Below are 13,599 nucleotides of genomic sequence, written 5' to 3' on the forward strand. Positions count from 1 at the left end.
GCGGTGACCAGGATCAGCTTGCCGTCCTTGTTCTTGCGCGCATTGGCGATGAACTCGGCCGAGACCTTCGCCTTGTCGTGGCCGTAGGGCAAAAGATGCTCGGTCGGAATGCCGATCTTGGCCCCGACCTCCTGGATCGGCTTCTTTTTCGCTCCACGCGCGATTTCGATGTCAGTCTTGAATTCGGCCATGACTCTCTTCCCTTGAGTTTGGTTCGATTTCCGCGAAGCCCGAAAGCTTCCAGATTAGAAGCGTGGCGCTGCCTGGCCGGCAGCGCGGCAGGCAGACACCACCGTATTGGCCATCAGAAGCGCGATCGTCATCGGACCGACGCCGCCAGGCACCGGGGTGATGGCGCCGGCCTGTTCGGCGGCACTTGCGTAGTCGACGTCGCCGACAAGCTTCGCCTTGCCGCCGGCCGTTCCGTCCAGGCGATTGATGCCGACGTCGATCACGGTGGCGCCGGGCTTGACCCAGTCGCCCTTGATCATTTCCGGGCGTCCGACCGCGGCGACCAGGATGTCGGCGCTGCGGCACAGGGCCGGCAGGTCCTTGGTGCGGCTGTGAGCGACAGTGACGGTGGCGTTGGCGTTAAGCAGGAGGTTGGCCATCGGCTTGCCGACGATGTTGGAGCGGCCGACGACGACAGCATTGAGGCCCGACAGGTCGCGGCCGAGCGAGCGTTCGATCAGCAGCATCGAGCCGGCCGGGGTGCACGGCACGAAGGCGGTGTCGAGTTCGCCGGTGCCGAGCTTGCCGACATTGGTGAAATGGAAGCCGTCGACATCCTTGTCGGCCGAGATCGTCTGGATGATCTTGCCGGCGTCGATATGGTCGGGCAGGGGCAACTGGACGAGGATGCCGTGAATCTTGGGGTCGGCGTTGAGCTTCTGTACCAGCGCGACCAGATCGGCTTCCGAGGTATCGGCCGACAGCGCGTGCTCGACCGAATGAAAGCCGCATTCCTTGGCCTTCTTGCCCTTGGAAGAGACATAAACCTGGCTTGCCGGGTCGTGGCCAACGATGACCACCGCTATGCCGGGAACGACACCGGTCTCGGCGATCAGCTTTTCGGCTGCTATCCGAACCTTTGTCACCACATCGGCGGCAACTGCCTTGCCATCGATTACCGTCGTCATGCTCTGCCATTCCTCCCAGGCGTGCGCGTGCGATCCTATGGCATAAGCCATCGGTTCCAGCCCCGGATGCACCATCCGGACAGCTTTTTGCGCTGAATTTTCCCGTCTGAATCTATAGCAGCAGATGGGAGCGAAAGTCAACCTTAATGCAAGAATCTTTCATGGAAAGAAATATTGGCCCAGCACTTCTTTCCGTGGGCGTACATCGCCTTGGGGCAGACAAGAAAAGGCCGGCTTGCGCCGGCCTTGACCCTGGGTTGTGGGTTCAGCGTGTCAGAGCACGAAGAACCAGTTGGCGAGCAGAACCACGGCGAGACCCGCAACCAGCGTGAGGTAGGGCAGGATTCCAGCCTTCTTCACCTTCAGGTCGCTTTGTGTCAGGCCAAGGTCCTCGAGCATGTGCTCGGGGAACTTGCCGCCGTCCTGGATGTAGTGGCGGAAGCAGAACACCGGGATGATCAGGGCCGCGGTGAACAGGCCGGCCCACAGGGCCATCGGGTTCCACACCTTGGCGCCGGCGCCCATGAAGATGGCGTTGACGTAGGCAAACAGGGCGCCGACCGTGATCAGCCAGGTCGGAGCGCGCCACGGCCGGTTGATGTGGCCGTTGTCCATGCGGTGGATCCAGCCGGAGTTCAGGTTGAGGAAGTTGAAGATGATGTAGCCGCAGTTCGACACGGCGAGGATGAAGAAGAAGCTCGTCGCATCCGTCGAGGCGATGGCCAGGACGAAGAGGTTGGCGATCAGGTCGGTCCACATGGCGCGGGTCGGGGCGCCATGCTCGTTGACGTGGCTGAGGTAGCGCGGCAGCCAGCCGTCGACCGAACCCTGGTAAAGCGTCCGCGACGAACCCGCCATTGCCGTCATGATCGCCAGCAGCAGTGCCAGGATCATCAGCATGACAAGCAGGCTCTTGACCAGCCCGCCACCGCCGACCATGCCGGCCAGCGCGTCGGCAACACCGGAACCGTCGACGATCGGGGTTGCCAGCATGCCGTTGAGGCCGAGCACGCCCTGGAAGGTGAAGGGCACGATCATGAACAGCAGCATGCAGAGCAGGCCGGAGTAGAAGATGGCCTTGAAGGTGTCGGTAGCCGGGTTCTTGAATTCGCGGGTGTAGCAGACCGCGGTTTCAAAGCCGTAGGTCGACCACGCCGCGATGAACATGCCACCCAGAACCAGCGTCCAGCCGGCGACGTTCCACGCGCCGGGTTCGGGCGCGTAGGCGGCAGCCAGCGGCACGAAGGGCGAATAATTGTCCCAGTTGATCTGGCCGGTAAGGATCGGCACCACGCCGACGATCAGCAGCGGCACGATGACCAGCAGGCCGACGACTTTCTGCACGCTTGCCGTGCCGAGAATGCCGCGATGCTGGATGGCGAAGGTAATCAGCATCAGCACCGCGCCGATCCAGAAGGTGGCGTTGAGCGAGAAGCCGACCGGGCCAAGCGAGTGGCTGTACAGCGTCCAGGTGCGGATGCCTGGCGTTGCCGCTGCGGTCACCGCAGCAACTGCATCGGCCGCACTGGTGCCGACATTGGCCGCCAGATACTGCAACACCTCAGGCGAGGTTTCGGTGAAGCCCGGGATCGGCGCAAGCGCATTGAGGATGTATGCGGCGGCAATCGAACAGCCGAGCGACAGCACCGGCGACCAGGCGAACCAGTTGCACCACACCGAAAGCGGCGCGACGAACTTGGAATAGCGCAGCCATGCGGTCGCGCCGTAGACCGAGGCACCGCCCGACTTGTTCGGGAACAGGCCGGCGATCTCGGCATAGGTGAAGGACTGGATGAACCCCATCAGCATGGAGAAGATCCAGATTGCGAAGGCGATGTTGCCGGCAGTGCCGGCAATGCCGCCGATGGAGAACAGGACAAGAGGCGGCACGCCGCTGGCGACCCAGAAGGCACCGCGCCAGTCGATTGTCCTGTGTAGTTGGCCGGCGGTATCCGCCGGACTGATGTCCGTAACAGCGCTCATTGGCTCAGTTCCCCATTGATTGAGAATGCCCGTCGCCCAGGCCCGGCATTTCCGGTTGTCATGGCACGGCGGCAGTTTCCGCTTAGGCTTCTTTTTTTCCTCAAGGTGAAGTTTGTCCGAATTCGAAGCGCCGTCAAGCTATTTTGTCGCAGCACTGGACCAATTTTCGCCACTGGTACCCTCGATTGGAAAATTGGGCACGCGAAGATGTCTCTCCGGACAGCGACGACCTACCCGAATGGGTGGGAAGGCAAGCCTTGTCGCCATTTGCCGGCTTGGTGGCTCATTTCGGCAGCAAAAATGCCGCATCCACTGGAATGAAAAAATCATTCATGATATGAATTGCTTTCAAGGGGTCGGTCTCGGTCAGGACCGGAGGAGGACCGACCCAGCGCAGGAGACGTCGGCAAGAGGTGCGTGCACGAACATAGGCGGGAGGAACATGAACGCCGAGTGGAAAGGTCAGCGCCGGGGCATCGGGATCGAGGTGATGCCAACGGCCACGGAAAACAGGTTCAAGGTCTTGATTGCCGAGCGCAACCCGTTGGTGGTCGCCGCACTTGGCGACATGATCTCGCGGGACAGCCGCTTCGAACTGGTTGAGCGCGTGCAGACCGGCAAGGCCTTTCTCGATGCCGCTGCCGCGCAGCAGCCGTCATTCGATCTCGCCGTACTGGGCTGGAAGCTGTCGGACATGGACAGTGGCGAGGTGCTGGGCGAAATGCAGCGGCGCTCGCTCCACGCGCGCGTCGTGATCTTCTCCAACGACCACGACATTTCCATCCTCAAGCAATGTGTGCGGCTCGGGGTCCAGGGCTTCTGCTATCAGTTCGACGACCCGGCGATCCTGTTCGACACGCTTGTTGCCGTCGCACATGGACGCATCTGCATTCCCTATGTCGATGTTTCAAAGATCAACGACACGCCGTTGTCGCGGCTGACCACGCGCGAGCGCGAGCTGCTGGCCGTGCTCGCCGATGGTTGGACCAACTTGCAGATCGCCGCGCGCACCGGCATTTCCGAGAACACGGTGAAGTACCACCTCAAGAATCTCTACGACAAACTCGACGTGCGCAACCGGGCGATGGCGGTGGCGCTCTATGCCAGCGAGAAGAGCCGCGGCCCGCATCTGAGTTCGCAGTAGGCGCGTTCCCCGCAAAGAGCCAGTCCGCCGAGGGGCGGGCGCCGGGTCGATGGACACGCTGGGCGGCCCCCTGCGGGCGTGAGACAGCTTGAAGCTGGCGACTCCCCACGTTCGGTCACCGCCTCGCCACCGCTCGTGGGGGGAGCAACCCCGGTTCGGCGAGGTCGGACAACACGGCTGGCATTTTCTTTCCCTCACGACGTGCGGGTGAGGTGGTTCGCGCAGCGATCCGGTGAGGGCATTGAACCCGCGACGTCCGGTCAGCCGATCTCACCTTGAGCTACTAACCCGGCAGCCCTCCCGCACAACCCTTCGTCGCCGCTTTGGTCGCCGTGTCGGCGTCAAAAAACAAACGCCGCCCCGGTCGGGGCGGCGTTTCATGCCACGAAAGTTGGACGGTCTACGTGGTCCGCAATTTCACTCCGCCGCTTCGGCGGTGCTGAGGTAGGATTCGAGCGAGTCGTCGAGCGCATCCTTCCACGGCGTGTGGTGCGCAGGCGCCATCGTGCCTGTGATGACCGACCGGTAGGAGTGATTGCGGAACTCCATGATGCCTTTCTTCTTGTGTTCCTTCCACTCGAAGAAAGCCTCGTTGGCGCCATCGACGTCAAAGCTCGGATAGTCGGTCTCGGCGATCAGTTCCTTGACGTATTCGCCCTGGTATTCGATCGCGTCATGGGAGTCCTTGCCGGCATCCTCGCGGACAACGCGGTCCTCGACATCGGCGAGCATCTCCTGCTTGCTGGCTGGAAGCTTGATGCGGTCGAGGATGACGTCGCGCGCCCACCAGGCCTGCGCGTCGAACATGTTGAAGGTGAACCACTGGTCCTGCATGCCGAGATAAAACAGCGCCGGATTGTGGACGTAGGCGACGCCCTTGTAGAGGTCGGCGGTCGCCAGCCGGTTGGCGGTCCTGAGACGCAGGTCGTCGGGCAGGAACGGGAAGTGGTGCTTGTAGCCGGTGCACAGGATGATCGCGTCGATACGCTTGGTCGATCCGTCCTTGAAGGTTGCGGTATTGATCTCGACCTTCTCCAGCAGCGGCCGCTCTTCCCAGTTTTGAGGCCATTTGAAGCCCATCGGCGCGGTGCGGTAGCAGTTGGTGATCGACTTGGCGCCGTACTTCCAGCACTGCGAGCCGATGTCCTCGGCCGAATAGCTGGTGCCGACGATCAGGATGTCCTTCCCGGCGAATTCGCGGGCGTCGCGGAAGTCGTGGGCGTGCAGGATGCGGCCGTTGAAACGGTCGAATCCGGGGAATTCCGGCACGTTCGGGGTCGAGAAATGGCCCGAGGCGACGATGACGTTGTCGAATTCCTCGGAGTAGCAGTGATCCTTCGGCAGGTCCTGCACGGTGACGGTGAATTTCCTGGTCTCTTCGTTCCAGGTCACCATGCGCACGGCGGTCTCAAAGCGGATCCACTTGCGCACGCCGGCCTTGTTCACGCGGCCTTCGATGTAATCGAAGAGAACCGCGCGCGGCGGATATGAGGCGATCTGCTTGCCGAAATGCTCTTCAAAGGAATAGTCCGCGAACTCGAGACCTTCCTTGGGGCCGTTCGACCAGAGGTAGCGGTACATCGAACCATGTACCGGCTCGCCATATTGGTCGAGGCCGGTGCGCCAGGTGTAGTTCCACAGGCCGCCCCAGTTGGCCTGCTTTTCGAAGCAGACAATTTCCGGGATATCCGCGCCCTTCGCCGCGGCCGACTGGAATGCCCTCAACTGCGCCAGACCCGACGGTCCGGCACCGATCACGGCGACACGCTTGGCTGTCATGGTTTCCTCCTTTTGGTATAGACCAAATTTCTTTATTGGTTCCTCTGGTTCACTTATGTTGCCTGCCATTATACCAATTTGTCAACGATGTGTTTCCTGTGAGGAAGGAAAATTTCGCACTGTTGAGATGAAGCACCCTGTTTTTGGTGGTAATCACGGATATGCCGAATTCCAGCTTTGCCCATCGACTCGCGGTTTCCAGCCTCCTGCCCCGGCTGTCTGTCGGCATGCCGGATGCCGTGAACATTGGATTCCTCGGACCGCTCAGCGGTCAAGTGGAGTCTTGGGGTCTGCCCGGTTTGCATGGCTGCCGCATCTGGGAGGACTGGCTGAACAGGACCGGCGGGTTGCTGATCAGCGGGCGCCGCTATCCCATCAGGATCGTCGAGTTCGATTGCGGCTACGATGCCGGGCGGGCCGCGGAGGGTGCGCGTCATCTCATCGAACGGCATGACGTCAAGCTGCTGATGATGCTGGGCGGCGATACGATGGCTGAGATCAGGGATTATCTGAGCCAACGCAAGGTCCTGACATCGACCCTGCTGCCAAGCGACCTGTCGCCTGATACCCCATACCTGATCGCGCCAAGTGAACTGCACCCGATCTTCAATGTGACAGGGGTGGAGTGGTTGGCGCAAGCAAGGCCGGAACTGCGCACCGTCGCGATCTGCAGCCAGACCGATGCGCTTGGCCTTCCCTCGCTTGCGACCTATCGCGCGGCCTTCAAGGCGGCGAAACTGGGGGTCGCCAAGGAGATCCAGTACGACCCCGACACGACCGATGCGGCCGCAATCGTGCAGCCGATGCTGGAGTCGGGTGCCGACATCCTGTGCTGGTGCACCAGCTGCACGCCAATGGTCCATGCGATGACCGAGTATGCTCATGCCCAGGGCTTCAAGGGCCAGATCATGTCCTGCACACTGGATTACTACGACCAGCTCGTCGCGCGAACATCTGTCGAATTCATGGAAGGCTTCGTCTTCCAGTTTCCGGATTTCGACGACGAGAGGCTGAACGACAAGACATTCTTCTTCAATCAGCCGAAGGGCTTCTTCGACGAGTACAACAGCCGTTTCCCCGGCACCTGGACGGCGGTGAGCTGGGAATATGTCGCCATCCTCGACATCTGGCATGCGGCGGTCGAAAAATCGAACAGCGTCAATCCCGCATCCGTGTTGGCTGCAATGAAGCAGCTTGGTCACGTCACCCATGCGTTCGGCCCGGCGCATTGGTGGGGTGAGAGTATGTTCGGGATCGACAATGCGCTGGTCGGCGACTGGCCGGTGGTGACACTGAAAAACGGCAAGGCGAAGATTGCCGCTTTCGGCTCGATTCCCCGCTGGCTGAAACGCCATGGCGGCTTGCTCAAGCGGGAGATGTCGGATCTGGGGCAGCTTTGGGAGCAGCGCCTGCGGGCGAGCGGGAGCGGTACCGCCCTGCAGGCACGAACGCCGGAATCAATCCTGCAGAAGTAGCTTCTGCTCCTCGACCAGATGCAGCTTGATGAACTCGACAGCGCGCTCGACGTCGCGAGAGGCAATCGCATTGAACAGCGCGTTGTAGCGCTGCTGGTATTCGAGGATCCGCCTCGGCGACAGGTGCCGGCGCAGCTGCGTGGTGCGGAAGCTCACCCGGCAAGCCTCGATCGCCAGATTGTAGCACGATGCCAGCAAGGGATTGTGCGTTCCCTCGGCAATCTTGCGGTAGATTTCCTCTTCGCATTTGACGAAGGCGGCAACGTCGGTATGCACGCTTTCGATCTTGGACATCAGCTGTTCGAGTTCCCAGACCTCGCGCGGGGTCATGTTGACGACCGCGAGGCGAACCATTTCGGGCTCGAGGATGCCGCGCACGACGAGATGGTCCAGTGGGCTGGTCTCCAGTGCGACCGAGCTCTCCGCCCGTTCCGGCGCTTCTTCCGAACGGTAGGTGACGAAACTGCCGCTGCCGGGACGTCGCTTGATGACCTTGCGGTCCTCCAGCACGTCCAGCGCCTCACGCACGGTATTGCGGGCGACCCCCATCTCCGAGGCCAGCGCCCGTTCCGAAGGAAGACGCGTGTCCAGCGGGTATTCCTCCGACCTTATCTTGGCGAACAGCCGGTCGAGCACGGTCTGCACCGTCGCTCCCACCGAATAGGAGGCGATGATCTGCGATGTGAGTTGGCCGGTTTCAACCTTCATTGCGCGACCTTGCATATCAGTCCTGCCTCATGGCCACGACGCCGGACGAATCCTAGCGCAGTGCAGCCCAAGTTTGAAATATTTATCGAATCTGGTCCAGTACACGGTCGAACGGGTCGGGACAATCGCTTGGCGGGCAGCTGATTTACGGTCGCTGGCCGCGCCGGGAAGCTGTCTGCCGGACGGTCAGCTCGCCTCATTTTCCGGCAATGCGACGAAACGAAGCCTTGCAGCGGCGGCAAAATGGGGTATTCTTCACACTGAAATAACTTTACACACAGGCAAATTTAGACGAGGTGGCGATGACGATTTCAGTCTATCCCGAAATTGCGGCCGGCCCACCGCGTCCGAGCCTGATCCTGCAGCCTGGTCTGCTGGTGCCTGGCACGGAGCGGTATCACGTACCGGGCGCCGGTGCTGTGCTGATCGACATCGAGGCCGGCGACCGGGTGACTGTGCGCAATCTCGAAGGCGGGCAGGCGTGCGAGCTCGTCGCGTTTGATACCGCCGGCAAAGCCGATCCGGGCATTCTGGGTGCGCGCTCGAACAGCGATGCATCGGGGCTGAAGGCGCTGCTTGTCGATGGCGACGACAGCCTGCAGAAGTTCCGTGCCGGGTTGGCGCGCCGCAAGCTCGAGCTTGGCCGGGTCGAAGCGGTGCGCTTCTTCGATGGCACGACCGCTGCCGGTGTCGAGGAGAGTTTTGTCGTTGCGCGCGCCGGCTCGCTCGTTGTTGCCGCTCCTGCTGCGCCGATGGCAGTCGACAGTCAAGACACGGCAACACCGCTGGTCGTCATGGTCAAGCGGGCCAAGGTCCGCACTGCGCCTGGCGGCTTCGATCTGCCAGACCCGCTCGCCGACCCGGTGCTCGATCTCAGGGTCAAGTCGAAGACAGCGGAGAGCTACTTCGTCAAGGCCGGCGACTACATCCAGATCATCGATGTCGACGGCCGCCAGTGCACCGACTTCCAGTGCTTCTCTGCCCGCAAGCTCGACAAGGGCAGGGACCTCGCGCTCGACGTCACAGCTACCCGTTCGCTGATGGGCCATGCCTATCCGATGCCGGGCCTGCATGCGAAATATTTCGACCAGGATTTCGAGCCTTTGGTCGAGGTCGTGCAGGACACCTGCGGCCGCCATGACGCGTTTGCGCTTGCTTGTTACGCCAAATATTACGACGACATCGGTTATCCCGGCCACATCAACTGCTCGGAGAACTTCAACGGCGCGCTGACACCGCATGGGGTGAATGCCCGCGCCGGCTGGATGGCGGTCAACTTCTTCTTCAACACCGGCATCGACGCCCATGGCGTGATGTTCTCCGACGAACCCTGGTCGCGGCCGGGCGACTATGTGCTGTTGCGGGCGCTGACCGACATCGTCTGCGTCTCCTCGGCCTGCCCTGACGATACCACTCCGGCCAATGGCTGGAACCTCACCGACATCCACGTCCGGACCTATTCCGGGCAGAACAAGTTCCAGCGCGCGATCGCCCGACGCACGACCCCGGAGGCCGAACCCAAGATGACCCGCGAGACCGCCTTCCATTCAAGCTTCGCCAAGCACACCCGAAACTTCATCGAATACAAGGGCTTCTGGCTGCCGCAGGAATTCGCCAAGGAGGGGCCGATCGAGGAATATTGGGCTTGCCGCCAGAAGGCGGTGGTCATGGATCTCTCTGCCCTGCGCAAGTTCGAGGTCACCGGCCCGGATTCCGAAGCGCTGCTGCAGTACACGCTTACCCGCGACGTCAAGAAGCTCGGCGTCGGCCAGGTCGTCTACACCGCGATGTGTTACGAGCATGGCGGCATGATCGACGATGGCACGCTGCTGCGCCTCGGCAAGGACAATTTCCGCTGGATCTGCGGTGACGACTATTCCGGCGTGTGGTTGCGCGAGGTGGCGGAAAAGCTCGGCCTCAAGGTGCTGGTGCGTTCTTCGACCGACCAGATGCACAACATCGCCGTCCAGGGTCCCAACAGCCGCGACATCCTCAAGGAGATCGTCTGGACGCCGCCGCACCAGCCGGCGCTGTCGGAGCTCGAATGGTTCCGCTTCACCATCGGCCGCATCGGCGACTCCACAGGCGTGCCGATCGTCGTTTCCCGTACCGGCTACACCGGCGAGCTCGGCTACGAGGTCTGGTGCCATCCGCGCGATGCCGAAAAGGTCTTCGACGCGGTCTGGGAGGCCGGTCAGCCGCGTGGGCTGAAGCCGATGGGCTTTGCTGCGCTCGACATGGTGCGCATCGAGGCAGGCCTGATCTTCGCCAATTATGAGTTCTCCGACCAGACCGATCCGTTCGAGGCAGGCATCGGCTTCACCGTGCCGCTGAAGACCAAGACCGACGACTTCATCGGCCGCGAGGCACTGATAAGGCGCAAGGACAACCCGATCCACAAGCTTGTCGGCCTCGACATCGACGCCAATGTCGCCGTCGGCCATGGCGACTGCGTCCATATCGGCCGCGCCCAGATCGGTGTCGTCACCTCTTCGATGCGCTCGCCGGTGTTGGGCAAGAACATCGCGCTCGCCCGTGTCGACGCAACGCATGCCAATATCGGCACCGAGGTCGAGGTCGGCAAGCTCGACGGCCAGCAGAAGCGCCTGCCGGCCAAGATCGTTGCCTTCGCTCACTACGATCCGAAGAAGGAACGCCCGAGGTCGTAAATCGCCGGCCCGTTCAACCTGTCGCACAAGCCCCCGGTTTCCGGGGGCTTTTTGTTTGATGATTGCCGGAATTGGATTATCTACTAGCGCTGTTGCAGCCGCCAAACAGGTATCGCCGTGGACATATTCTCGTGGTCGCCCATTCTGTTGACGCTGCCCTTCATCCTGATCGGTGTGGCGGTCTATTTCCTCGGGGTCTTCTGCCTGTCGATCTTCGCCAGGCAGGCCAAGCGCAATCCGCTGTCGATACCTGTCGCGACCTTTGTCGGCACCATCACGACGGCCTGGGCCCTGTCGCTCGGCTTCACGGCAGCTGACGTCTGGTCGGTCAATGCGCGCGCCACCCAAGTGGCCGCCGAAGAGCGCTCTTCGATGATGCGGCTGGCCGGAATGGTGAAACCGGAGGCGCTCGATTCGGCAGAGCTTGTCACCGGCCTCAAGGCCTACAAGGACGCCAGCGCGGCCGACGAGTGGCACAACGCCAACCTGTCGCCCGCCCGCTCAGTCGAGCAGGCGCTCCAGCACATTCGCCTCGGGCTGATCGGGCTGTCGAAGGCCGATGTCGCCGACCCGATCATCGGCCAAATGGCTCAGGACTTCGATGAACTGCAGGACGCCCGCAACTCGCGCCTGGCGATCGGGGCGGGGTCGGTCAATCAGCTGAAATGGTACCTGGTGCTGTTCTTGACCATGCTGTCGGCGGTGGTCATCGGTGCGGTCCACGCCGACAAGCCGAAGGCCGGCAGGAAGGCCATCGCCATGTTCGCGGTGACGGCCTGTGTGAGCCTGTGGATACTCGCCTTGCATACCAACCCGTATGTCGGCGTGGCCCAGGTCACACTGGGCGACGCGCGGATCTGACGGCAGGTCTCGGCAAAGCCGCTTTGACGATTCGGTTCGCAGGCCCGGCCGGCATTTTTTGTCCTGATGGTTATCTCTTCGTGCGCTGGGGGCAGGGCGCTGACGTCAGGCAGGCATAGGCCAGCACAATGGCAAAGAATCCAAAGGCGGCGACAACGCCTGCAACGGTAATGATGGATTCGGTCGGCATATGTTTTCTCCGCTCTGCAATGATGAACATGCTCATCCCCGGATGAATGCAGCGCTTTGACCTGGATCAAGCGATGAAGAAGATTGCTTGAGATGCGCGGAGGACATCGCCTGCATTCCGGTGATGGCCCGCAGACAGGCGTTTGGCGTAGCTGGCGGACTTGGTACTCCCGGCATTGGAAGTGCGGTGCCTGTCAGGTAGCCAGACTGTCGAGGTGGTCCCAGTGCTGCTCGATGAGCTCGGCCGCGCGGCGCGTCTGCGACGAGAACGTCAGCGTCCGTGCCAGCGCCTGGCCACGCGCGGCGATGGCCTCTGCCTCGGTGCCGTGGCTGCGAACCCATTCGATTTTTTCGGCGAAATCCGCCATGTCGGCCGCTACCGGAACGTAATGCTCAAACGGCTTGAGCTCGTCATAATACCATTGCCGGAAGCCGAACTGGGAATCGACCTTCAGGACACAGCAGCCGTAGAGCATGCGGACCAGCAGATTCGACCAGGTGTTGGTGTAGCCGTCGATATCGATGGCGAACTTGCGCCCCAGCCAGCTCGGCGCAGCAATCGGAGCCTCGAGCAGGCCTTGCCGCTGCGCCAGAGGGCGGAAGGCGGCAGCGCTTGGATGAATGCCGGAGAAACGGACGTCCGTCCCGGGGATTTCCTTGAGCCGCATCACCATCCGCAGCCTTTGCAGCACAGCGGCATCGTCCTGGTCTTCAGGACAAAGGCTGATCCAGCCGTTGCCGTTCATGCCGCCGCGCCAGACGATTTCATCCGAACGGTCCCGCCAGCGTGGGGCGGACCTGCCGCTCTGCATTTCGGTGCCGAAGCCGTGGCTCTGGAAGAAATGCGGATCGGGCAGTCCTATGTGCCGGGGGAAGCGTACCGAAGGCGCAAAGCGCGCATTGGAGGTCGTCTCGCCATCAGACGCGTTGACTGTCATGTGCTTCACTTGGGGCGCGCACTGGCTGAGCCAGAATGCGTTTGCGCTTGCCACCAGCCGCATCGAGCGGGTGAAGCGTCCGATGCCTTCGTCTTCCAGCACGAGCGTCAACCGGTCGCCGGTGCGCTCGATCCGCAGATCGTACGGTGGATTGCCTGCTTTGACATAGCGTACCCGCACCTTGGGTGGCTTTTCCCCGGCCCGGACGAACTCGCGTCTGATGTAGCGAGCCACCTTGAGGGCATTGAAGAAACGAGATGAGGCGAGGCTGATCGACTGGGGCATGCGGTGCTTTGGCTTTTCGGCGGGAGCGCAGGATACTCAGAATCCGGGATGGCTTCCACGTGGCGCGCAGTTGGTTTCGGTCCCTGCTACGCAGTGCCGCGGCATCAGTGGTCGAAATTGGAAACCCGCCGGCTACCCCGTCGGAAAACGAACAAAAATGAAATCGGAGGGGCAGTCTTTCTGGAGAAGAAAGTGGTGCCCGGAGGCGGATTCGAACCACCGACACGCGGATTTTCAATCCGCTGCTCTACCAACTGAGCTATCCGGGCAACCTTCCGGGATCAGGCCATCTGGCTTCGATCCGGAGCTTCTGGCGGTGCGCTGCACCCCCTGAATGCGGCTGGGTTATAACACGAGATTTTGGCCTGTCCAGCGCCTTGGGATGCTTTTCTCGAAAGAAATCACAGGCCGTAGCGGAAGGTCGAAAAC

The 13,599-nt window shown here is 61.8% G+C and carries 11 protein-coding genes and 1 tRNA gene; 4 read left to right on the forward strand and 8 right to left on the reverse strand.

Features of this window, described 5'->3' with window-relative positions; translation table 11 throughout:
* The 3 genes from PCJ21_RS20535 to PCJ21_RS20545 all read right to left on the reverse strand — a co-directional run.
* A partial coding sequence (locus tag PCJ21_RS20535) for a formate--tetrahydrofolate ligase (RefSeq protein ID WP_269933304.1) occupies positions 1-191 on the reverse strand: 191 nt, incomplete at its 3' end.
* 54 nt (positions 192-245) lie between these two features.
* Complete coding sequence (locus PCJ21_RS20540) at positions 246-1,139, reverse strand: bifunctional methylenetetrahydrofolate dehydrogenase/methenyltetrahydrofolate cyclohydrolase (RefSeq protein ID WP_269933305.1); 894 nt, start codon at positions 1,137-1,139, stop codon at positions 246-248.
* A gap of 273 nt (positions 1,140-1,412) precedes the next feature.
* Positions 1,413-3,122 carry an APC family permease gene (locus tag PCJ21_RS20545; RefSeq protein WP_269933306.1) on the reverse strand — a complete coding sequence of 570 codons (1,710 nt, stop codon included), beginning with the start codon at positions 3,120-3,122 and terminating at the stop codon, positions 1,413-1,415.
* Between the two features lie 490 nt (positions 3,123-3,612).
* Between PCJ21_RS20545 and PCJ21_RS20550 the strand changes: the two genes are divergently transcribed.
* Positions 3,613-4,266, forward strand: a complete 654-nt coding sequence (locus PCJ21_RS20550) for a response regulator transcription factor (RefSeq protein ID WP_269933307.1) — start codon at positions 3,613-3,615, stop codon at positions 4,264-4,266.
* Positions 4,267-4,683: 417 nt separating this feature from the next.
* Here PCJ21_RS20550 and PCJ21_RS20555 read toward each other — a convergent pair whose 3' ends face one another.
* Positions 4,684-6,045: an NAD(P)-binding domain-containing protein gene (locus PCJ21_RS20555; RefSeq protein ID WP_269933308.1), complete on the reverse strand. Its 1,362-nt coding sequence runs from the start codon at positions 6,043-6,045 to the stop codon at positions 4,684-4,686.
* Between the two features lie 161 nt (positions 6,046-6,206).
* Between PCJ21_RS20555 and PCJ21_RS20560 the strand changes: the two genes are divergently transcribed.
* Entirely contained in the window at positions 6,207-7,520 is a 1,314-nt protein-coding gene (locus tag PCJ21_RS20560) for an ABC transporter substrate-binding protein (protein WP_269933309.1), read from the forward strand.
* Here PCJ21_RS20560 and PCJ21_RS20565 read toward each other — a convergent pair.
* Positions 7,503-8,228, reverse strand: a complete 726-nt coding sequence (locus PCJ21_RS20565; protein WP_269933310.1) for a FadR/GntR family transcriptional regulator — start codon at positions 8,226-8,228, stop codon at positions 7,503-7,505. The genes PCJ21_RS20560 and PCJ21_RS20565 overlap by 18 nt on opposite strands.
* 302 nt (positions 8,229-8,530) lie before the next feature.
* Here PCJ21_RS20565 and PCJ21_RS20570 point away from each other — a divergent pair, with 302 nt between their 5' ends.
* On the forward strand, positions 8,531-10,897 hold the full coding sequence (locus PCJ21_RS20570; protein ID WP_269933311.1) for a DUF1989 domain-containing protein: 2,367 nt from the start codon (positions 8,531-8,533) through the stop codon (positions 10,895-10,897).
* Between the two features lie 117 nt (positions 10,898-11,014).
* Positions 11,015-11,758 carry a bestrophin-like domain gene (locus tag PCJ21_RS20575; protein ID WP_269933312.1) on the forward strand — a complete coding sequence of 248 codons (744 nt, stop codon included), beginning with the start codon at positions 11,015-11,017 and terminating at the stop codon, positions 11,756-11,758.
* A 70-nt stretch (positions 11,759-11,828) separates the two neighbouring features.
* Here PCJ21_RS20575 and PCJ21_RS20580 read toward each other — a convergent pair whose 3' ends face one another.
* The 3 genes from PCJ21_RS20580 to PCJ21_RS20590 all read right to left on the reverse strand — a co-directional run bounded on the left by PCJ21_RS20580 (position 11,829) and on the right by PCJ21_RS20590 (position 13,439).
* The gene (locus PCJ21_RS20580; protein WP_269933313.1) at positions 11,829-11,978 is read right to left on the reverse strand and encodes a hypothetical protein; all 150 of its coding nucleotides are present in this window, start codon (positions 11,976-11,978) and stop codon (positions 11,829-11,831) included.
* 163 nt (positions 11,979-12,141) lie between these two features.
* Positions 12,142-13,170, reverse strand: coding sequence for a glycosyl transferase family 90 (locus PCJ21_RS20585; protein WP_269933314.1), 1,029 nt, complete (start codon positions 13,168-13,170; stop codon positions 12,142-12,144).
* Positions 13,171-13,363: 193 nt separating this feature from the next.
* Positions 13,364-13,439: transfer RNA gene (locus tag PCJ21_RS20590), tRNA-Phe, on the reverse strand.
* Positions 13,440-13,599 lie beyond the last annotated feature (160 nt).

Source organism: Aminobacter sp. HY435 (genome assembly GCF_027568395.1).
Lineage (GTDB): Bacteria > Pseudomonadota > Alphaproteobacteria > Rhizobiales > Rhizobiaceae > Aminobacter.